17 protein-coding genes are annotated in these 21,769 nt (G+C 56.6%); 10 read left to right on the forward strand and 7 right to left on the reverse strand.

Annotation, left to right across the window (positions count from 1 at the left end; genetic code table 11):
- Nucleotides 1-155 precede the first annotated feature (155 nt).
- Genes FA92_RS11255 through FA92_RS11275 form a run of 5 tightly spaced genes read left to right on the forward strand, consistent with a single transcriptional unit; the run spans nucleotide 156 to nucleotide 5,821 of the window.
- On the forward strand, nucleotides 156-1,817 hold the full coding sequence (locus FA92_RS11255) for an ABC transporter substrate-binding protein (RefSeq protein WP_051926520.1): 1,662 nt from the start codon (nucleotides 156-158) through the stop codon (nucleotides 1,815-1,817).
- 53 nt (nucleotides 1,818-1,870) lie between these two features.
- Complete coding sequence (locus FA92_RS11260) at nucleotides 1,871-2,830, forward strand: ABC transporter permease (RefSeq protein WP_033783607.1); 960 nt, start codon at nucleotides 1,871-1,873, stop codon at nucleotides 2,828-2,830.
- Nucleotides 2,830-3,777: an oligopeptide ABC transporter permease gene (gene opp4C / locus FA92_RS11265; RefSeq protein WP_033784641.1), complete on the forward strand. Its 948-nt coding sequence runs from the start codon at nucleotides 2,830-2,832 to the stop codon at nucleotides 3,775-3,777. Before FA92_RS11260 ends, opp4C begins: the two co-directional genes overlap by 1 nt.
- Nucleotides 3,774-4,754, forward strand: coding sequence for an ABC transporter ATP-binding protein (locus FA92_RS11270; RefSeq protein WP_033783608.1), 981 nt, complete (start codon nucleotides 3,774-3,776; stop codon nucleotides 4,752-4,754). Before opp4C ends, FA92_RS11270 begins: the two co-directional genes overlap by 4 nt.
- A complete protein-coding gene (locus FA92_RS11275) occupies nucleotides 4,751-5,821 on the forward strand; it encodes an oligopeptide/dipeptide ABC transporter ATP-binding protein (protein WP_033783609.1) in 1,071 nt (356 codons plus the stop codon). The genes FA92_RS11270 and FA92_RS11275 overlap by 4 nt, the downstream gene beginning before the upstream one ends.
- 132 nt (nucleotides 5,822-5,953) lie before the next feature.
- Here the strand turns inward: FA92_RS11275 and FA92_RS11280 are convergent, their stop codons facing one another.
- The 3 genes from FA92_RS11280 to FA92_RS11290 all read right to left on the reverse strand — a co-directional run bounded on the left by FA92_RS11280 (nucleotide 5,954) and on the right by FA92_RS11290 (nucleotide 11,088).
- Nucleotides 5,954-7,165, reverse strand: a complete 1,212-nt coding sequence (locus FA92_RS11280) for an MFS transporter (RefSeq protein WP_033783610.1) — start codon at nucleotides 7,163-7,165, stop codon at nucleotides 5,954-5,956.
- 236 nt (nucleotides 7,166-7,401) lie between these two features.
- Nucleotides 7,402-9,621: a catalase/peroxidase HPI gene (gene katG, locus FA92_RS11285; protein ID WP_033783611.1), complete on the reverse strand. Its 2,220-nt coding sequence runs from the start codon at nucleotides 9,619-9,621 to the stop codon at nucleotides 7,402-7,404.
- Between the two features lie 444 nt (nucleotides 9,622-10,065).
- Nucleotides 10,066-11,088: an LLM class flavin-dependent oxidoreductase gene (locus tag FA92_RS11290; RefSeq protein ID WP_013358412.1), complete on the reverse strand. Its 1,023-nt coding sequence runs from the start codon at nucleotides 11,086-11,088 to the stop codon at nucleotides 10,066-10,068.
- A 208-nt stretch (nucleotides 11,089-11,296) separates the two neighbouring features.
- Between FA92_RS11290 and FA92_RS11295 the strand changes: the two genes are divergently transcribed.
- From FA92_RS11295 to FA92_RS11310, 4 genes are all read left to right on the forward strand, one after another.
- Nucleotides 11,297-12,259: a fatty acid desaturase gene (locus tag FA92_RS11295; protein WP_033783612.1), complete on the forward strand. Its 963-nt coding sequence runs from the start codon at nucleotides 11,297-11,299 to the stop codon at nucleotides 12,257-12,259.
- Nucleotides 12,252-13,025: a PhnD/SsuA/transferrin family substrate-binding protein gene (locus tag FA92_RS11300; protein ID WP_013358416.1), complete on the forward strand. Its 774-nt coding sequence runs from the start codon at nucleotides 12,252-12,254 to the stop codon at nucleotides 13,023-13,025. Before FA92_RS11295 ends, FA92_RS11300 begins: the two co-directional genes overlap by 8 nt.
- Before the next feature lie 180 nt (nucleotides 13,026-13,205).
- The gene (locus FA92_RS11305) at nucleotides 13,206-14,120 is read left to right on the forward strand and encodes a ketopantoate reductase family protein (RefSeq protein WP_033783613.1); all 915 of its coding nucleotides are present in this window, start codon (nucleotides 13,206-13,208) and stop codon (nucleotides 14,118-14,120) included.
- A 128-nt stretch (nucleotides 14,121-14,248) separates the two neighbouring features.
- Nucleotides 14,249-15,310 (forward strand): LacI family DNA-binding transcriptional regulator, encoded by a 1,062-nt coding sequence (locus tag FA92_RS11310; protein WP_033783614.1) that lies wholly within the window; start codon nucleotides 14,249-14,251, stop codon nucleotides 15,308-15,310.
- Between the two features lie 88 nt (nucleotides 15,311-15,398).
- On the opposite strand, the gene tmaR is transcribed toward FA92_RS11310, so the two are convergent.
- From tmaR to dacD, 3 genes are all read right to left on the reverse strand, one after another.
- On the reverse strand, nucleotides 15,399-15,725 hold the full coding sequence (gene tmaR / locus FA92_RS11315; protein ID WP_004571340.1) for a PTS system regulator TmaR: 327 nt from the start codon (nucleotides 15,723-15,725) through the stop codon (nucleotides 15,399-15,401).
- A gap of 160 nt (nucleotides 15,726-15,885) precedes the next feature.
- Nucleotides 15,886-16,944, reverse strand: coding sequence for an FUSC family protein (locus FA92_RS11320; RefSeq protein ID WP_033783615.1), 1,059 nt, complete (start codon nucleotides 16,942-16,944; stop codon nucleotides 15,886-15,888).
- A gap of 259 nt (nucleotides 16,945-17,203) precedes the next feature.
- Nucleotides 17,204-18,367: a serine-type D-Ala-D-Ala carboxypeptidase DacD gene (gene dacD / locus FA92_RS11325; RefSeq protein WP_179291158.1), complete on the reverse strand. Its 1,164-nt coding sequence runs from the start codon at nucleotides 18,365-18,367 to the stop codon at nucleotides 17,204-17,206.
- Between the two features lie 565 nt (nucleotides 18,368-18,932).
- Here dacD and sbcB point away from each other — a divergent pair.
- Nucleotides 18,933-20,360: an exodeoxyribonuclease I gene (gene sbcB, locus FA92_RS11330; RefSeq protein WP_033783616.1), complete on the forward strand. Its 1,428-nt coding sequence runs from the start codon at nucleotides 18,933-18,935 to the stop codon at nucleotides 20,358-20,360.
- Nucleotides 20,361-20,410: 50 nt separating this feature from the next.
- On the opposite strand, the gene FA92_RS11335 is transcribed toward sbcB, so the two are convergent.
- Entirely contained in the window at nucleotides 20,411-21,766 is a 1,356-nt protein-coding gene (locus FA92_RS11335; protein ID WP_033783617.1) for a GntP family transporter, read from the reverse strand.
- Between the last annotated feature and the right edge of the window lie 3 nt (nucleotides 21,767-21,769).

Below are 21,769 nucleotides of genomic sequence, written 5' to 3' on the forward strand. Positions count from 1 at the left end.
ATCCATAAATAACATAAGGACATTTCGTTATTTGTTATAGCGTTTGATTGTTAGACACCGGATCAGGGGAAGATTAATTTTCATTTTTTGTAAATGAACATTGTCATTATATTTTTGAGGGATCTCTTTTGGTCAGTTTAATAAACAAACAAAGCATGCAGTTCAGACTTAAAATAGCACTCTTCAGCAGCCTTGCAGCCTTCAGCTCTATGACGTTTGCCGACGATGCCCTTAAAGAAGGTATCACCCCGGCCACCGATTCCAGCCAGATTCCGGCAGCGGCGAAATTGCGCAAAGATACGGTGGTGGCGGGCATTTCTGAACCTCAGGGAATTTTTAACCCTTACTTTTTTGTCAACGGCTGGGATGAAAATGTCACCAACGTCATTTTTTCACGCCTGATTGACTGGGACAGCCACGGCAATCTGGTGCCGGGTCTGGCGGAAAGCTGGACGGTAAACCCGGATTACAAAGTCTATACCATTAAGCTGCGCCCCAATCTGACGTTCAGCGACGGCTCCCCACTCACCGCTAAAGACGTCGCCTTTACCCTTACCGTCCTGTACGACCCGAAATATGATGGCGACACCGACATCACGCTCGCGAATATTGCCGGGGGTGCGGAATATAAAGCAGGTAAAGCCGACAGCGTCAGTGGCCTGAAAGTGATCGATCCCCTCACGCTCCAGATCACCACCACACAACCTGGCGCAACCACACTGGCAAAAATTGGCGGGCCGGTGCTGTCGGAAGCTTATTACGGCAAAGGCTATAAGCGTGGCAATCTTGACTATCTGCGCACCCTGCATGGCAAACCGCTGGGCAATGGCCCCTATGTCTATGACAAATACATCCCGGGGCAGGAAATTCGTTTTCATGCCAATAGCCACTTTTATCGTGGCACACCGCCAACGCCTCGTTTTATTTATCGCGTCACTAACCCCTCAACCAATTTCCAGTTGTTCCAGACCGGTGAAACGGATTACGACGCCTTCACTTCACGACCGGATGATATTGAGCAGCTGAAACTGCTCGGCTTTGCCAATATCAATCTCTACGGGTCCAGTGATTACAGCAAAGTCGAGTTCAACGTTCGCCGCCCGGCGTTGCAGGACGCGAAGGTACGTCAGGCGCTGATTTACGGGCTGGATCGTCAGAAGCTAATCGATGTGGTGTACCAGGGGTATGGCAGGGTTGCTGTCGAACCTATCGCGCCTATCTCCTGGGCGTATAACCCGGATGGCGTGAATCCCTACAAATACGATCCGGCACAGGCGAAAAAATTGCTTGATGAGGCGGGCTGGAAACCCGGAGCCGATGGTATTCGCGTAAAGGACGGCAAACGTCTTGAACTGACCTTACTGGCAAGCAAAAAAGTGCTGAACGACGCGCTTATCCCGATCGCCAAAGAGGACTGGCAGAAAATTGGTGTGCTGCTGAAACCCCAGGTGGTGGACTTCAATGCGCTGATGGCGCAGCGCAAAGCGGGCAATTACGACCTGGCGTCCTTTAGTACCAGCACGTTAAACGATCCGCATGACGGGGTATGGGATTACTACAGCACCGAGGCCAGGGAGTCCGGTTATAACAATCCTCAGGTGGATAAGCTGATTAACGAAGGCAATGCCGTGCTGGATGTGGCACAGCGCAAACCGATTTACCACCAGCTGTATAAAGTGCTGGCAGATGACCCACCGGTGATCCTGCTCGGTTATCGCCAGATCCTCTCCGCCAGCAGCGGCCGCGTGACCGGCTTTAAACCGGATATCTATAACGGCCTGACCGGCAGTCTGCCGGACGTCAAAATCGTTAAGTAACCTTGCCCACTGTTCAGCCGTCGGGACTTCCTGACGGCTGATATGAGAAGACCATGAGAAATTTTATCCTGCGGCGGCTGCTGAACACCCTGCCCATGCTGCTGTTTGCCTCTTTTATCATTTTTATGTTGTTTGCAAAGACACCCGGTGACTTTATCGACGGCAACGTGACGCTGACCGCCGCGCGCGCAGCTGAACTGAAGGCGATTTACGGCCTTGATCAGCCGCTGCTCACCCGCTATCTGCACTGGCTCGGCCAGCTGTTGCGGGGTGATTTGGGTTTCTCACTGCAATACCAGATTCCTGTCACTCAGTTGCTTAACCAGTACGTCTGGAATTCCTTCCTGCTCGCCAGTGTCGCGCTGGTATTTTATTGGGGAATTGGCCTTGCCGCCGGTATCGCGTCGGCAATCAAACCCAACTCGTGGTTCGATCATCTGGTCAGCGTGCTGGTGTTTGCCGCAATGTCTTTTCCAACCTTTTTTCTCTGCCTGCTGTTAATCAAATGGTTCGCGGTAGATCTGCACTGGTTGCCGGTCGGCGGCATGACCAACACCGGCAGTGATGACAGCGGCTGGGCCTATATTGTCCAGGTGGCGGCCCACCTGATGCTGCCGGTGCTGGCACTGGTGATGTTGCAGGCGGGCAGCCTGACGCGCTATTTTCGCGCCAGCATGCTCGACGTCATCAAAATGGATTTCATCCGCACTGCCCGGGCAAAAGGTTTACGCGAACGCACGGTGATCATGAAACATGCGTTACGCAATGCGCTGCTGCCGATCATTACCCTGCTCGGCTTTGAGCTACCGGGCCTGTTCTCGGGTGCCCTCATCACCGAAAAAGTCTTCAACTGGCCGGGTGCAGGACATATCCACATCGATTCGCTCGCTGCCCGTGACTATCCGGTGCTGATGGGTTTCACGCTGTTTCTGGCGGTATTAACTATCCTCGGCAATCTGCTGGCCGACGTGCTTTACGCGTGGGCTGACCCGCGTATTCGGGTGAGTTCATGATGATCAGTTCACTTTTTTCCACGCAACGCCGCCTGCGCAAAGCGGTAATCCCTGCGCTGGCCCAGGCCACGCCCTCACCGTGGCGCCAGGCATGGCAGGCATTACGGCGCAATCCGCTGGCGATGCTGTGCCTGGTTTTACTGATTGTCATGGCGATCTGGTGCGTGCTGGGGCCGATCTGGTCGCCGTGGCAGGATGACGCCACGGATGCCCTGATGATCAACAAACCGCCAGGGGCGCAACACTGGCTGGGAACCGATTTCCTGGGGCGGGATGTCTACACCCGTTTGCTCCTTGCCGGGCGCATTTCGCTGACCATTGGCCTGCTGACGATGTTGCTGTCGGTGGCGCTGGGTTATCTGCTCGGTGCCGTGTCGGGCTACGCGGGTGGCCTGACCGACAAGCTGATTATGCGTCTGGCCGATCTGGTCATGACCATTCCCAGCCTGCCGCTGCTGATTGTCGCTGGCGCCATGCTGTCGGAACTCGATTTCTCAGCGGATGCGCGCATCTATATGGTGGTCATCATGCTGAGCCTGCTGGAGTGGCCTAAACTGGCGCGGCTGGTGCGCGGGCAAATCCTTTCGCTGCGCGAGCGTGATTTTATGCTGGCAACGCAGGTACTGGGCCTGTCATCACGTCGCCGCCTGTTTGGTCATCTGCTGCCCAATACCATCCCGATTCTGGTGGTGATGGCGACGATGGCAGTGGCGAACGCCATTCTGAGCGAGTCGGCGCTGAGCTATCTCGGTCTTGGCGTCGTCCCGCCGACACCCTCCTGGGGCAACATGATGGATGCCGCCAATAGCCTGATCGACTTCCAGCGTCGCCCGTGGCTGTGGATGCCACCGGGCATCGCCATCTTTATCACCGTGGTTGCCATTAACGTACTGGGCGACGGCTTGCGTGATGCGCTCGATCCCCGCATGAAACGGAGCCAGAAATGAGCCAGCCACTGATCACCTTTGAACAGTTATCCGTCTCCTTTGCCGCCGAACAGGGGCGTGTGCAGGCCGTGCAGGAGGTCTCCTTTACTATTCATGCCGGACAGACCCTGGGTATTGTCGGCGAATCCGGCTGTGGCAAAAGCGTTACCGCCATGTCGTTGATGGGACTGTTGCCGCCGCAGGCCGCGCGTATTGACGGCGGCGCCATCCGCTTCCAGGGGCAGGATCTGCTGACACTCAATCCCGCCAGGATGGCCGACCTGCGAGGCAACCAGCTGGCGATGATTTTTCAGGAACCGATGAGCGCCCTGAATCCGGTGCTGACCATTGGCGAACAGCTGTGTGAGCCATTGATTCGCCATCGGGGGGAATCGCCTAAAGCCGCCTGGCAGCAGGCGATCGCGCTGATTAGCCGCGTCGGACTGGCGCGCGCGGAGAGTCTGATGACCAGCTACCCGCACCAGCTGTCCGGCGGCATGCTGCAACGCATCATGATTGCGATGGCACTCAGCTGCCAGCCGAAACTGCTGATTGCCGACGAGCCAACCACGGCGCTGGACGTCACCGTTCAGGCTCAGATTCTGCGTCTCCTGCGCGATCAGGCCCGTGCCAGCCAGATGGCGCTGATGCTGATCACCCACGATCTGGGCGTCATTGCCCGGATGGCGGAGCAGGTAGTCGTGATGTATGCCGGGCGGGTTGTTGAATACGGCCCCACCGCAGAGGTACTGCGTAATCCGCTGCATCCCTATACCCAAGGCCTCATCGCGTCCCGACCGGTTCCCGGCGAGCGGCGACGTCGGCTCTATTCCATCCCCGGTCAGGTGCCCGATCTTGCCGCGCTGCCCGCATTCTGCGCTTTTTTTGACCGCTGCGAACGCGCCAGCGAAATCTGCCGGGCAGGCATACCGCCGCTGGTGGGTACAACGCGGCAGGCCGCCTGTTTTCACCGTGAAAAAGTGGAATCTTTCGCATGAGTTCTGAATACATCATTGAAGTGGACGGGCTGAAGAAGCACTTCCCGATACGCGATGGCCTGTTTGGTCAGGAAACCGATCAGCTTCGTGCCGTTGACGGTGTCAGCTTTCGCATCCGTCCGGGCACCATTTTCGGTCTGGTGGGCGAATCCGGCAGCGGCAAAACCACCGTAGGCCGCACTCTGCTGGGCTTATATGATAAAACCGCTGGCACGATTAAATATCGGGGACAGGACCTGTCGACGCTGACGGCGCGGGAAATGCAGGCGCTGCGCCCCAGAATCCAGCTGGTGTTTCAGGATCCCTACAGCTCTCTCAATCCGCGTATGCGTATCGGCGATGCAATTGGTGAGGCGCTACTGGCGCATAAACTCTGCACCCGAGCGGAGTTGTATGACAGAGTGATCGCGGTAATGAAGATTTGCGGGCTGGCTCCGCAACATTACCCGCGTTTCCCGCACGAATTCTCGGGGGGACAACGCCAGCGCATTGGCATTGCCCGGGCACTGATTCTCAATCCGGACTTTATTGTCGCCGATGAGCCCATTTCAGCGCTGGATGTCTCCATTCAGGCGCAGATCATCAACCTGTTTTCCGATCTGCGCGATGACCTCGGCGTCACCTTCCTGTTTATTTCGCATGACCTCGGCGTGGTGGAACATCTTTGCGATGACGTGGCGGTGATGTATCTCGGGCAACTGGTGGAGACCGCCAGCCGCGACGCCCTGTTCAGTCAGCCGCTGCATCCTTACACGCAGGCGCTACTGGCCGCCGTACCGACGCTCGACCCACAACATGAACCCACCGAGGTGATCAAGGGGGAGATTCCGGATCCGTCACACCCGCCATCCGGCTGCCGCTTCTCGTCACGCTGCCCGCAGGCGGAAACGCAGTGCCGCGAGGCAGTACCGGAATTACGTGAAGCGTCGCCCGGGCACCATGTGGCGTGTCATTTGATCCAGCAAAACAGAGAGGGAGTTACACCAGACAGTGCAACCAGATTGGTGAAACCCGCAACTATTGGTGGTCATCAGGGCGGTCCTGACAGAAATATCATTCAGGCTTAGCGTGATGAGTAGTCAGTTACTGGCAAAGACGTGCCCGGTCAGATGAGCCAGATTCGTAAACCCGCTCAGGGAAACCGGAGCGGGTTTTTTGTTGGGTATTATTTCACTTCTCTTATTCCGTCCGGGCAGCGCTCAGGACTCTCTGGCCGACACCACCCTGTTTTTCTGGCGAATGCCAATAAGGTATAAAGCACATTCCAGCAGGGCAAACAAAATCAGTAAATAGAAGATGGATGATGGCGGGATAAGATGGCTGTTAAGCAGGTAGCCGAAGAGAATAGCGTTGGCTCCACCGCCTGACATCGCAATATTCTGCACACCGAAGTAGGCCCCTTTCATATCATCACGGGCAATAGAATCGATAAAAAGAAACTCCGACGGAACAAGAATGACCTCGCCTAACGAGAAGAATACGGTGGCGATAATCCAGAACAGGGTCAGTTCAGAGACATGATAGAAATATAATCCCATCACCAGTAATCCGGTTCCGGCCATCACGCTGAACACCATATTTTTCTGTGTAATCCTTTTGCCAATAACATACTGCAACAGAATGACCGTTGCTGCGTTGATACTGACAATCAACGTAATCAACCTCAGTGCTTCTGACTCGCTGACCACATATCCCAGATACTGCGATAAATACGTCGCAAAACGGGCATAGACCAGCGCGCTGAACAACCCCCCAAGGGTAAAAAGCTGCAACCGATAATCGCTGATTAATACGCTGAACGTCTGTTTCAGGCTGGTTTTCGGCCCGTTAACGGGAGAGTTTACCTGCAGATGAGCATCGTAACGTCGGTAGTACAGGCTGAGTATGCAGAGTGAAATAAAACTTAATCCTGCGGACAACCACATCGGCGCATGTACGGCATAGTGACTGGCGAGAATACCGAGAATCGGCGCGCTGCAAAAAGCGATATTAATCAGGGTATAGGTAACCGAAAAGGCGGCTCCTCGTTGGTCAGCAGACAACAAGCCTGACAGAAGCGATTTTACTGCGAGGTGCATGGTGGTGAAAGCGACCTCAATCATGATAAGTAAAACCAAAACCTGAATGAAGTGTTGGACGTGTGTTAATAAGCCATAGACAACAACCGAGAGGAGAATCGCCAGAAAAAGGGACCGCTGAGCAGTGAAGCGATCAATTAACACGCCACACCAGACACCCGCCACCGTTGCTATCACCAGGCTGCCTCCCAGCGCATAGCCTGTCATCAGCGGATTAAACTGCAGTGTCTGTGAAAGGTAGATGGGAAAGAGCGTGAAAGTGAGTGCTCTGCTGAAATGTAATATGAAATCGAGCGTAAAAAGGGGCCATAAAAAAGAGAATCTGATCATCATAGCCAGTCCGTCAGTCAGAATAATAAAATGACTTTATCTGGCGACAGAGCGCATCCGAAATGCCAATTAAGCAATAACATTTATGTTTTAAGCGTCATCGCTGAAGAGGTAATTGAGCTTTAATACCCGACAGGAACAGATTTTCTGAACATGCCTTTACACCCTTGAGGCTTTCAGACACGCAAAAAAACCCGCTGACATCAGCGGGTTTCTGGTTTTTAAAACGTCAACAGCAATCAGATATCGAACCGGTCCAGATTCATCACTTTGGTCCAGGCGGCGACAAAGTCTTTGACGAATTTTTCGCGGGCGTCGCTGCTGGCATAGACTTCCGCCGAGGCGCGTAACACCGCGTTGGAACCAAACACCAGATCGGCGCGGGTGGCGGTGAAACGGGTTTCACCACTCACACGATCGCGTCCGATGAATTTCTCATTGCTGCCATCAGTCGCTTTCCACTCGGTACGCATATCCAGCAGATTCACGAAGAAGTCTGTGTTCAGCGATCCCACATGGTGGGTGAAGATACCGTGCTGGCTGCCATCGAAATTAGCGCCCAGGGCACGCATCCCGCCCACCAGCACCGTTAACTCCGGCACGGTCAGGGTCAGCTGCTGCGCTTTATCGATCAGCAGGCTTTCGGTGGTGGTTTTGCCGAAGCCGGTGCCGTAGTTACGGAAACCATCCGCACGCGGTTTAAGCAGATCGAACGACTCAATGTCGGTCTGATCCTGACGCGCATCGACACGGCCCGGGGTAAAGGGTACGTCGATCGAGACGCCAGCCGCTTTCGCCGCCTGCTCAACACCGACAACACCCGCCAGCACGATCACATCCGCCAGTGAAGCCTTGTGGGCTTCGCGCTGAATGGCTTCCAGCGCTGGCAGGACGCGTGCTGCGACGGCATTGATGTCCCACTCACGCTGCGGCAGCAGTGCCAGTCGGGCACCGTTGGCGCCGCCACGTTTGTCGCCACCACGGAACGTTGATGCCGAAGCCCAGGCAACAGAGACCAGCTCGCTGACGCTGAGGCCGGATGCGGCAATCTTCTCTTTCAGCTGGGCGATGTCTGCCACGGTTGGGTGATAAACCGGTGCAGGCAGCGGATCCTGCCAGATCAGATCTTCCTGTGGCACTTCAGGTCCGATGTAGCGCGCTTTCGGTCCCATATCACGGTGCGTCAGCTTAAACCACGCACGCGCAAACGCTTCGTTGAACGCCTGCGGATCGTTGTGGAAACGACGCGAAATTTTTTCAAACTCCGGGTCAAAACGCAGCGTCAGGTCGGTGACCAGCATGGTCGGCTTGTGTTTCTTAGTGGAATCAAACGCATCCGGGATGATATCCGGCGCATCAGCTGCCACGAACTGAATGGCACCCGCCGGGCTGCGTGTCTGAACCCACTCATATTTGAACAGGTTCTCGAAGAAGTAGTTGCTCCACTGGGTCGGTGTCTGCGACCAGATCACTTCCAGGCCAGAGGTAATCGCATCTGCGCCGACGCCCGTGCCGTGGCTGTTAACCCAGCCCAGGCCCTGCGCTTCAATCGGTGCGGTTTCCGGATCGACACCTACGTGGCTGGCCGGTGCGGCACCGTGGGTTTTACCCAGCGTATGGCCACCCGCGATCAGTGCCACAATCTCTTCGTCGTTCATGCCCATGTTGCCAAAGGTGGCACGAATTGCCGGGGCAGCAGAGGCAGGATCGCCGCTGTGTTCCGGGCCTTCCGGGTTCACGTAGATCAGACCCATCTCGGTAGCACCCAGTGGCGACTGTGCCAGGGATTCCGGGTGACGGTGTTCCAGCCAGGCGGCTTCTTCGCCCCAGTTCACATCCATATCCGGTTCCCAGACGTCGTCACGTCCGGCACCAAAGCCAAAGGTACGGAAGCCGGAGTTTTCCAGCGCAACGTTACCCGCCAGGATGTAGAGGTCAGCCCAGGAGATTTTCTGACCATATTTCTGTTTAATCGGCCACAGCAGGCGGCGCGCTTTATCCAGGCTGACGTTGTCCGGCCAGGAGTTTAACGGCGCAAAGCGTTGCTGACCACGGCCTGAACCACCGCGTCCGTCTACGGAGCGATAGGTTCCGGCGCTGTGCCAGGCCATGCGGATGAACAGGCCGATATAGCTGCCCCAGTCAGCGGGCCACCAGGCCTGTGACTCGGTGAGCAACCCTTTAATGTCAGCTTTCAGCGCAGAGTAATCTAATTTGGCAAATTCTTTACGGTAGTCGAAGGATTCATCAAGCGGATTCGAACGGGATGAGTGCTGGTTCAGCAGGTCAACGCGGAGCTGGTTAGGCCACCAATCGCGGTTGGTTGTGCCGCCACCCGGAGCCTGATTGGGCTGCGCTGGCTTGCCCGCATGAAAGGGGCATTTGCTTTCAGGCGCTTCGCGATCGGCTTCAACAATAGGCTTTGCATCTTTTGCATCTTCATCAATGGAATTGCTCATGGTCACACCTCTTTTTGTATTTTCATCGCTACTCTATAGAGGATTTTCAGGAACTCACACCTGTCTCATCCTATAAGATTGATAGCTTATCCCTTTGAATAAGGTTTGTTTCAACAGCTTCCAGCAATGGCGCAACGGATGTAGCTACCCGGAATCATCAACGAAGCGGCATCGATGCTCATCAGACTATTCCGGCACAACCGGTTACACAACCGTCTTATTCACTGCTGGCAGAGCAGCGGCCAGACCTGATATGGCCGCGTTCGCTGGCTAAACCGGTGTAGTTGCAGGGATAGACGGAACTGATGCGAAGCAGAAACGGCAGAAATACGAGAAGAGAAAATGATTAAAAAGCGTTAACGATCGCAGAGGTGAATGGCAGGTAATACCGCTTTATGAAGAAACAACAGAGCGCCCGGCTTGCGCGGGCGCTCGACTTCAGACTTAACGCCAGCCGAGTTCCGGGGCGACGTACTTCAGAATCGCCTCAATCACATGGGCGTTGTAGGCGACACCAAGCTGATTAGGCACGGTCAGCAGCAGCGTGTCTGCTTCGGCAATCGCCTCATCCTGCGCCAGCTGCTTAATCAGTACTTCTGGCTCTGCGGCATAGCTGCGGCCAAAGATGGCGCGGGTTTTCTCATCCAGGAAACCAACGGAATCCTGATCGTTACCGCTGCGGCCAAAGTAGGCGCGGTCCATATCATTTACCAGCGCAAAGATGCTGCGACTGACGGAAACGCGTGGCGCATGCTGATGCCCCGCCGCTTTCCAGGCCTCGCGGTAGGCGCGGATCTGTTTCGCCTGCTGAATGTGGAACGGCTCGCCGGTCTCATCATCTTTCAGGGTTGAGCTTTGCAGGTTCATGCCCATTTTCGCCGCCCATTCTGCGGTAGCGTTGGAGCCGGATCCCCACCAGATACGGTCACGCAGCCCTTCCGAAAGCGGCTCAGGGCGCAGCAGACCTGGCGGATTCGGAAACATCGGCTGTGGATTCGGCTTAGCAAAGCCTTCGCCACGCAGCACCTCCAGAAACTCTTCGGTGTGGCGACGGCCCATATCCGCATCGCTTTCACCCGCTTTCGGTTCAAAGCCAAAGTAGCGCCAGCCATCGATCACCTGCTCGGGTGAACCGCGGCTCAGACCCAGCTGCAGACGACCGTTGGAGATGAGGTCTGCCGCGCTGGCGTCTTCCACCATGTAGAGCGGGTTTTCGTAGCGCATGTCGATGACACCGGTGCCGATCTCAATCGTTTTAGTGCGTGCTGCCACGGCAGCCAGCAACGGAAACGGCGAGCTGAGCTGGCGGGCAAAATGGTGGACACGGAAATAAGCGCCATCTGCGCCCAGCTCTTCGGCGGCGACCGCTAAGTCGATCGATTGCAGTAACACATCCTGCGCGGTGCGGGTGGCGGACTGCGACGAAGGCGTCCAGTGACCAAAGGATAAGAAGCCGATATTTTTCATCTGCATTTCTCCTGACAGGCGATAAACGCCTGTGGGCATGAGTCGATTTTTGATAGGGAAAGGTTACGCCCTCCGCGCCGCCACTGATAGTCAATATCTTTAAGCGCCATATTCAGGAATTTCGACATAGCTAAGCAGATTATCCACTTTGTCTTTGTCCGCGCTTTCTTTCACTCTCCAGACTCCCGCTTCTGGTGTCAGGTGAACGATGCACAACGGTTATCTCTCTTTACAGCAGCGCGCCTGGCTGAAACAGCGCGCGCGCAGCTGGCTCTGGCGCAGCGAACTGCCAACCTGGCTGCTGATGGGCATGATTTACGGTGGCTGGTTCTCGGTAATGCTGAACTGGCAGACGCTGGGACAGATGCCCGCTACCCTGCTGCTGATCGTTTTCACCACCTGGTATATGTCGCTGCAGCATGAGCTGATCCACGGTCATCCCACGCGCTGGCCGCGGGTGAATCAGCTGTTCGGCACCCTGCCGCTGGCGGTCTGGTATCCCTATGGGCTCTATCGCGACTCTCATCTGGCCCATCATCGCAATCACACCCTGACCGAGCCGGACGAAGACCCGGAAACCTACTATTTTTCCGCTGCCCGCTGGGCGCAGTTGCCGCGCTGGCAGCAGCGGCTGATTCATCTGCGCAACACGTTTCCGGGACGGTTGCTGCTTGGCCCGCTACTGGATATCGCGTCGACCGTTGGCGGGATGTGGCAGGCGTTGCGACGTGGTGATCGCTATGCGACGGGCATGTGGCTGCTGCATGGCGCGCTGCTGGCTCTGCTGTTTTACTGGATGACGGAGCTCGGGTTTTCGCCGCTGTGGTATCTGCTGGCGGTAAGTTATCCGGCGCTGGCGCTGACCAAGATACGATCCTTTTACGAGCATCGTGCAGCGGACGACCCGCTGGCACGTTCGGTGAATAATGAAGCGGCCTGGCCCTGGCGCATACTGTTCCTGAATCTGAACTACCATTCAGTGCATCACGATCTGCCTGGCGTTCCCTGGTATGGCCTGCGCCCGCTCTATCTGCGCGACCGCGAGCATTACTATCAGCGCAACCACGGTTTTCGGGTGGCGGGCTATCGGGTCTGGCTGCGTCAGTTTTGGGCCAGACCGGTTAGCGTCAATGCCCATCCGGGCCGCTCAGGGGAGAAAACCCATGAATAATCTGCTCGCTTTGCCCATGTATGCCCTCCATCCGCCTGCCACGCGGGCATTGATGCAGGCTGTGGTTACGCTGCTGGCGCAGCATGACACCGACGCGCAGCCGGTCTGGCCTGATGATCTGCTGGCTCACTGGCGGGATGAGCGGTTGCTGCTGAGCCAGACCTGCGGCTATCCGCTGGTCAGCCAGTTACCAGCGGTTCAGCTGGTCGGCACCTTTCACTATCAGGCTTTGGGCTGCAGCGGGCGCGATTATCGCAGCTGGCTGGTGGCGCGGGATAAACAGGCGACGCTTGCCGATTTCAACGGTCAGCGGGCCGTGGCTAACAGCCCGGACTCGCAATCCGGCTATAACGCGCTGCGGTTTGTGGCGGCGCTTCAGGGCGTGACCTTTTCACAGCTGCTGCTGAGCGGCGGACACCGTCAGTCGCTGGCGGCGCTGCGTGATTCACAGGCAGATATCGCCGCTATCGACTGTGTGAGCTGGGCGCTGCTGGCGCGCTATGTGCCGGATGAACTGCGCGGCCTGCATATCATCGGTGAGACGCCCGCCGCACCCGGTTTGCCGCTGATCACGGCCGCCTCAACGTCAGCGGCCCGGCTGGCGACATTACGCACGGCGCTGCATCAGCTGGTAAGCGATCCCGCCTGGCGCGGCGTCTGCGACGACAATCTCATCAGTGGATTCAGCCCGGTGCAGCGAGACGATTATCAGGACGTGCTGGCGTGGGAACAGCAGGCCGCCGCGCTGGGCGTCACCCGGCTTTAACGCCGCATGCTGATTCGCCCTTCTGACCGGGAAAATCTGATTTTTCTGCATCCTCGCCTCACTGCTCACGCTTTCCCTGCCTGTTTTTTCACGCACCCCGATACGCTGCGCCGGAGGCTAACGCTGGTAAGCGCGCTCACGGCGTTCTAAGGTAAAGGTTTTCAGCAAAGGAAGAGTGGAATGCGGATTCTGATGGCAGGCGCCGGCGCGACCGGTGGATACTTTGGTGCACGACTGGCTCAGGCGGGTCAGGACGTGACTTTTCTGGTGCGTGAACGCCGTTATCAGCAGTTGCAAAACAATGGGCTGGTGTTGCAGACGCCGCAGGGCACCGAAAAGTTACAGCCGCAGCTGACGCAGGCCAGCACCCTGACAGGTCACTTTGATCTGATTATTGTGACGGTAAAAAGCTTTACCCTTGATCAGGTGATGGAGGACATTGCGCCGGCTGTCGGCCCGGACACGCTGATCATGCCAATTCTCAACGGAATGCGGCATATCGCAACGCTGCAACAGCGTTTCGGCGAAGATAAGGTGATTGGTGGCCTGTGCAAAATCAACGCCACGCTGGGTGATCAGGGCGACGTCATCCAGATGACGCCACTGCACCAGCTCTTATACGGCGCGCTGGACGGCAACAATGATGAACGGCTGCAGCGGGTTGATGCTGCGCTGCGCGACTGTCAGGTTGATACCCTGTTCAGCGATAACATTATGGATGAGCTGTGGGAAAAGTGGCTGCTGCTCAGCACCCTCGGCGCAGTCTGCTGCCTGGCACGCGGCGATACCCGGCAGATCCTCACCGCGCGCGGCGGCGAAGCGCTGCTTCAGGGGATCTTTACGGAGATCCTGTCTGTCATAACTGCCGAAGGCTATCAGCCGCGCCCGGCGGTGACGGCCCGCATTTTTGAACTGTTAAACAATCCCGCGACCCCGATGACCTCCTCAATGTACCGCGATCTCACCCAGGGTTATGATATTGAAGCCGATCAAATCATCTGCGACCTGCTGCTGCGGGCGAAACGAAACGGGCTTGCCACGCCGCTGCTGAATGCGGTGGATGTAAACCTGCAGGTCTATCTGCAGCAGCGTTAACAACCGGCAGCGTTCGCGGGTCGGCTACCGCCACGTTTCCCGCTGGCGTGGCGGTAAACGTGTGGCTGGCAGCAGCAGTACAGCACGAAAATTTGTTACACTCGTCGCTTCATCTATTGGAGAGTTCAATGACTTCCCGCTCCGTGACCCTTGATGATGTCGCTCAACTGGCCGGCGTCTCATATCAAACCGTTTCACGTGTTTTAAATCGTTCTGAACAGGTGTCAGCCCGCACGCGGGAAAGGGTTGAGGCGGCGATGCAGCAGCTCAATTATGTGCCCAATCGGGTGGCGCAGCAGCTGGCGGGCAAGGCGACGCGCACGCTGGGTCTCGCGACCAGCGACCTGGCCCTGATGGCACCGGCGCAGATCGCCTCGGCGATTCAACAGCGTGCTGCACGGGCGGGTTATCATCTGGTGATTGCGATGGACAGCGGCCACGATGCGGCCGCCACCGTGAATGAACTGCTGGCTCAGCGGGTTGATGGGCTGCTGATTAACCTGCCGCTGGATGCCGATGAAGCGCAGCAGATCCAGCTGCTGTGCGGCGGCAAGCCGGTGCTGTTTCTGGATGTCGAACCGCAGGCGGCGGTGGCGCAGTGTCAGTATCCCAATGAGTCCGGCGCACGTGCCGCCGTTGAACATCTGGTGGCGCTGGGGCATCGTCAGATTGGCCTGTTAAGCGGGCCGCTGCGCTCGGTGTCAGCCCGTCAGCGCGAAAACGCATGGCGTCAGGCGCTGGCCGATCATCAGCTAACGCCGCATTGCGCGCTGCGCGGTGACTGGAGCGCGCAATCGGGTTATCAGGCACTGCTGACTCAGTTGCCCGATGACCTGCCGCAGGCGCTGCTGGTCGCCAACGATCAGATGGCGCTGGGTGCGATGCGGGCGCTGCATCAGTATGGTGTCGCCATTCCTGGCGAGATCTCCGTGATTGGTTATGACGATACCGCCGAGAGCGCGTGGTATCAGCCGCCGCTGACCACGGTGCGGCAGGATTTACACTATCTTGGCGCAATGAGTGTTGAGCGGATGCTGGCGCGGCTTCAGGATGAAGAGGCACCAGACAACGCGCTGGAAACCATGCTGGTGATCCGTGAGACCACCGCCCCGCCCGCGGATGAGCGGGTCGATGTAGTGGCGCTCTCCCGTCAGCTACAGGAGATTGCCCGCAGGCTGGCGGGTAAATAATTCTGCGCTGATACAGGCAATAAAAAACCCGCATCACCGACGTGAATGCGGGTTCGCATGGAACGCAAAACGCATAAGCGCCCTGTTCTTATGCTTTCGGGTGTTCGCCCACGCCCATCGCTTTGATTTTTTTCGACAGCTCGCGACGCTCTTTCGACAGGTCGGCGTTTTTGATGATGTACTCATCCACGCGGTCTTCATAATCCACACGCATGCTGGCGATGATTTCCTGAATAGCCTCAACGCTCATGCCGGGTTTGATATATTCGCTCAGGTTGTCGAGCAGCAGAACGCGCTTCTGGTTATCGCGGATTTTCTTCTCGTTATCGACAATTTCACGCTGCAGTTTGTTTTTGCGGCGGAACATACGCACGAACTCCAGTACGTCCTGAAATGACTGCTTGGCATTTTCCATGATGGCACCTTTCTTTAAGCCTGCTGACGCAGGGAGAGAGTCAAAACGATCAGCTTAGCGGCTAGCCCGCCAGGTAAGCAATTTTCACAGCTAAATTCAGACTGGCTCTTATCTTAGCGCAAAGAAACCCGGTTTCACATTAAGTCATTGTCTGAGGTGATTATTTGCGCAACGCCATCCGCATCAGATCGGTCATGCGCTCCAGCTGTTTCGCCAGTTCCAGCGTCAGCCAGACATAGCCGTAGATTGGCGTCTCTTCCAGCCCGTCGCTGCCCGCTTCGGCGATCAGTCTGCGCAGTTCGCCACTGATTTCGGTCAGCTCATGGCTGTTGGCTATCACCTCTTCTGTTTCACCCTCAATCGCCATCACCGAGAGCGCCCGTAGCGTGTTCTCTGTCATCTGCTGAGTGCGGCGGAGTGCAGGCGCGTTAAGCATAATCAGGTGACTCTCACGCGAGGCCCACCAGGCATTAATCTGCATCTCAATGGTGTAAACCATATTACGGTTTATGGTCTGAATCGCTTCAAGCACCGACTTCGGGATGCGCGTCTCTTTGCTCGACGGTTCCAGCAGCGCACGCATTTTGATCACGCTGGTCAGCAATTTGCCCAGCGGCTTGTTGAGGCGTGGCTTTTCAACCAGGTTGGGCGAGAAACCAGCGTGATAGATTTTTGCCATGCCCGCCAGCATGTCGGAGAGCTGAATGCGCCAGTGTGTATAGGCGCGCTGCGCCCAGATCGCGGTAAACAGCAGCGCCATCAGCGATCCCAGAATCACATCTCCGCCGCGCCACAGCGCCACGGTGAAATCGCCAGTTGGCGCACCCACAACCACGCTCAGGGTAATCCCGATCAACAGTGCCATATAGGGATGTTTGCCCAGCGTCAGGTAGCCGCTGATTACCATGATGATGCCGCACCAGGCCAGCATCACCGGCATGGAGATCAGCTCCAGCTTCAGGGCAATCAGCCCGGAAATCGACCCCGCCACCGTGCCGCAGATGCGCTGCAGGGCTCGCGGAAAAACATTTCCCCAGGTGGAAATGGGCCCCATCACCACCACCAGCGTGATCAGCGGCCAGGTGCCTTCCGGAATACCGGTCGCCCGGACAAAGATGAAGCAGAGTAAAAAGGCGATGGCAATGCGCACGCCGTGGACGGATCGGTAATGGCGATAAAACCAGAACTCCAGTTTCGAGATGGGCTTGTCAGGACGCAAAGTGACTTTCCGGTTACGGGAACATGATGGGGCTATCTTAACCCTGAACGCGGCTCGGGCTTAGCACGGGCCAGATATTTCAAAACAGTTTTGACGTTCGCTTACAATTATCAACATCCGACTCACATACCTGACCGGAAGTCATGAACAACTGAATACGGCTTTTTAACCTTTCTCAGGAATCAGTAACAGGCTCAGGGTGTAAATGTGAAAACGGGCAGCCCGCAGGCTACCCGTTTCTGTACTGCCCGGCGATTAATCAGAATTTCTGTTTAAGATAGTCCGTCAGACGGGTAATCACACCTGCTGGCTCTACCGCACTCAGCGCCACCAGCGGATAGTGAGCAATCTGCTGATCTTTATCCATCACCTGAATTTCTCCAATCACTTCATTGGCTTTCAGCGGCGCTTCCAGATCTTTGCGATCGATGACGTACTTCGCCTTCACGTTCTGCACTTCACTGCGCGGCAGTGACAGATAGACATCTTCTGCCGTTCCCACTTCTACCTGATGCGGATTGCCGTACCAGACGTTTTCGCTGCCAATCTTCTTACCGGCATGGAACAGCTGAACGGTATCAAAGGTGTTCTGACCCCAGACCAGCAGCTTACGCGCCTGCTCTTCGCGGCCTTTCGGGCTTTTACCGCCCATCACGACGGCGATCAGCCGATGTTTACCCACTACATTTGACGCGATGATGTTAAAGCCAGCGGTTTCCGTGTGACCGGTTTTCAGCCCATCAACGTGCAGGTTGTTATCCCACAGCAGGCCATTACGGTTGTTCTGAGTAATGCCGTTCCAGCTCAGGGTTTTCTCACTGTACATGGCATAAAAGTCAGGCTCACCATCGATAATCGCGCGTGACAGCTTCGCCATATCCAGCGCGCTGGAGTACTGACCCGGCGCATCCAGACCATGAACGGTCTCAAAGTGGGTATTCTGCAGGCCGAGCTTCTCAACATAATGATTCATCATGCCAACGAAGTTCGCTTCGCTGCCGGCCACGTAATCCGCCAGTGCAACACAGGCGTCATTGCCGGAATCGATAATCACGCCGCGGCTTAGATCCCGGACGCTCAGCTTATCGCCTGGCTTCAGGAACATCAGTGAGGAGCCTTTAAACACCGGATTTCCCGCCGCCCAGGCATCTTTGCCGACCGTGACCATGTCGTCACGGCTGATTTTCTTCTGGTCGATAGCGCGGTCGACTACGTAGCCGGTCATCAGTTTGGTCAGGCTGGCAGGATTGCGGCGTTCGTCGGGATTGCCCGCGGTCAGCACCTGCCCGGTGGTGGCATCCATCAAAACCCAGGAAGCCGCATCAATCGCCGGAGGCGTCACAGGAAAGGGAATCGCATCAGCCTGCGCCAGCGAGGCCCAAAAAACAGTAGCGGTAACGGTGAACAACAGACGCCTTTTCAACACTTCATCCTTAATTGCACGGGAGAGAAAATTTCTAAAACGAAACGGAAACAGCCGCACGTTTTACGGCAAAAGCGTCGTGAAGGTTTGAATAAATTGAAAAAAAGTATGAACTGGCAATGACCGGATGAACCGGGTAAGTGAATCCGTCCGTCGGCTGACCGCGACAGAAAAGATGCGGTGCAGGTTTGAGGCCACGAAAAGGCCTGAAAGTGGCATACAGACGTAGTGAGAAAATGTGCAACGGCTCCCGGTTCTGGACATCCGCCAAAACGGGCGGCTGAGTCTGTTGCGGCGGTCGCCAATGGCTGGTTGTCAAAAAGAGGCATCAGGCAGGCTTTACCCTTAACTTCAGACGCGCAGGAATATGGTTTACCATACGTGACGAGCGCCAGCCGCAGCCATGAGCCGCTATAATGGCACTGTACGGCTGAACCCTGCGCCCGCGCATCAGACATAACGATCACATCTCATCCTGCTGCGCGCAGAAAGTTACAGAGCGAGCAGAGCCGATTTAACACGCTCTGTTCATAAAGTCAGTGAACGCAATGAACGGATATGAAATTTGAATAACGACCGCGTACAGCCCACTTTTCTGTTCCACGATTACGAGACCTTCGGCACCAGCCCCTCTCGTGACCGGCCCGCCCAGTTCGCCGGCCTGCGCACCGACGGTGAGTTCAATCCTGTTGGCGAGCCAGAAGTGTTCTATTGCCGTCCGCCTGATGACTATCTGCCACAGCCCGAAGCGGTGATGATTACCGGCATTACCCCGCAGATAGCGATGAGCCGCGGCGTAATCGAAGCAGAGTTTGCCGAACGCATTCATAAGCTGTTCACCACCGAACAAACCTGCGTGGTCGGCTACAACAACGTGCGTTTCGATGATGAAGTGACGCGTAATATCTTCTATCGCAACTTTTACGATCCTTACGGCTGGGCCTGGCAAAACGGCAACTCACGCTGGGACCTGCTCGACGTGATGCGTGCCTGCTATGCGCTGAGGCCCGACGGAATCAACTGGCCGGAAAATGAAGAAGGCTTTCCGAGCTTCCGGCTGGAGCATCTGACCAAAGCCAACGGCGTGGCCCATGAAAATGCGCACGATGCGATGTCCGATGTTTACGCCACACTGGCGATGGCGAAGCTGGTAAAAGAGAAGCAGCCGAAACTGTTTGATTTTTTGTTTACCCACCGTAACAAAAACAAGCTGATGAACCTGATCGACATTCCGCAGATGAAACCGCTGGTCCATGTCTCCGGCATGTTTGGCGCGGCGCGCGGCAACACCAGCTGGATCGTACCGCTGGCCTGGCATCCCGATAACCGCAATGCGCTGATCGTGGTCGATCTGGCGGGCGATATGTCGCCGCTGCTGCAACTGGATGCCGATACCCTGCGTGAGCGTCTTTACACGCCGAAAAACGACCTGGGCGATCTGCCTGCGGTGCCGGTTAAACTGGTACATATCAACAAGTGTCCGGTGCTGGCACCTGCCAGTACGCTGCGTCCGGAAGATGCGGCCCGGCTGGGCATTGATCGTCAGCACTGCCTGGCGAATCTGGCGCTGCTGCGTCAGCAGCCTGACGTGCGGGAAAAACTGGTCACGCTGTTTGCCGAAGCCGAGCCGTTTACGCCGTCAGACGACGTGGACACACAGCTCTACGATGGATTCTTCAGTGATGCCGACCGTGCCGGAATGAATATTATCCGCCAGACCGCGCCCGCCAATCTGCCTGCGCTGGACCTGAGCTTTGAGAGTGCGCGGGTGGCGAAACTGCTGTTCCGCTACCGGGCGCGTAACTTCCCCGGCACGCTGGATGATGCCGAGCAGCAGCGCTGGTTGCAGCATCGCCGTGAAGTATTGAATAGTGATCGGGTGCAGGCATTTATGCAGGAGCTGGAGGGACTGGCTAATCTGCATGAAGCGGATGCAGAAAAGGTTGGGCAGCTCAAAGCGCTCTATCTTTATGCGCAGGAACTGGTCTCCTGAACCAATGAGAAAGCCTGACCCTGCGGGTCAGGCTTTCCTGTCTTGCTGAATCAGAGCACCGTCCACGCCAGCCAGGTCAGCACAAAACCGCTTACCCCCATTATCGTCGTCAGCACCGTCCAGGTGCGTAAACCGTCGGCCACGGAAAGCCCGAGATAACGGGTGACCACCCAGAATCCTGCATCATTAACGTGAGACAGACCCAGGCCGCCGAAACAGGCCGCCAGTGTGACCAGTACCCGTTGCATATCCGTTACACCGGTCACCGCCTGCGTCAGCAGACCGCTGGTGGTCAGGATGGCTACCGTGGCGGACCCCTGTGACGCGCGCAGCGCCAGCGACAGGATAAAGGCAGCCGGCACCAGCGGCAGATGCAGCGTTTCCAGCGTGACCGCCAGCGCTTTGCCGACCCCTGACTCCACCAGCACTTTACCGAAGGCCCCACCCGCACCGGCCACCAGAATTACGCTGGCAGAGGTGGGAATAGCCCGCCCGGTGAGATCTTCCAGCTTATCTTTACTCCAGCCACGCCGCACGCCCAGCAGCCAGGCCGCCAGCCCCAAGGCAATCAGCAGGGCAATCGGCGGTGTGCCAATTACGGTCATAACGTTACGCAGCAGGCTGCCTTCCGCCAGCAGGGTATGGGACAGCGTTCCCAGCACGATCAATACAATCGGGACCACAATCAGGCCACTGATAGTCAGCGCGCCAGGCGGGGCCGGTTCATGCTTCTTTTCCTGCCCCTCTGGCTTCGCCATCTGCAACTGCTCCAGCACCTCAACCGACAGATGGTAATGGCGACGGTTCATGACTTTCGCCACGTAGTAGCCAATGATCCCGACCGGCACGGAAATCGCGATACCCAGCATCATCAGCCAGCCCATATCGGTGTGCAGGATCCCGGCCGCCGCCGCCGCACCCGGATGGGTTGGCAGCGCCACGTGCACCGTCAGCATCACGCCCGCCATCGGCAGGCCAAACTTCAGGGGTGAGATCCGCGCCACCTTAGTGAAGCCATAAATCAACGGGATGACGATGATAAAGCCCACTTCGAAAAAGACCGGAATGCCCAGGATAAAGGCTGCCATGGTCAATGCCGCAACGGTTCGCTTCAGCCCCAGCGTTTTACTGAAGCGTTGCGCCAGTGATTCAGCCCCGCCGGAGGCTTCAATAATCGCCCCAAGCATGGCACCCAGCACGATGATGATAGTGATGTGACCAAGCAGCCCACCCATCCCGGTGATAATCGTCTCCATGATTTTTTCAGCCGGAATGCCGGTCGCGATAGCTACCAGCAGGCTGACAATCAACAGGGCGACAAACGGATGAACTTTGGCTTTGATGACCAGCAGCAGCAGGATCACGATGCTGGCGGTCGCTATGGCTAACAGCAGTGCGGTGGACATAGT

Source organism: Pantoea sp. 9140 (assembly GCF_000745295.1).
GTDB classification, from domain to species: Bacteria; Pseudomonadota; Gammaproteobacteria; order Enterobacterales; family Enterobacteriaceae; genus Pantoea; species Pantoea vagans.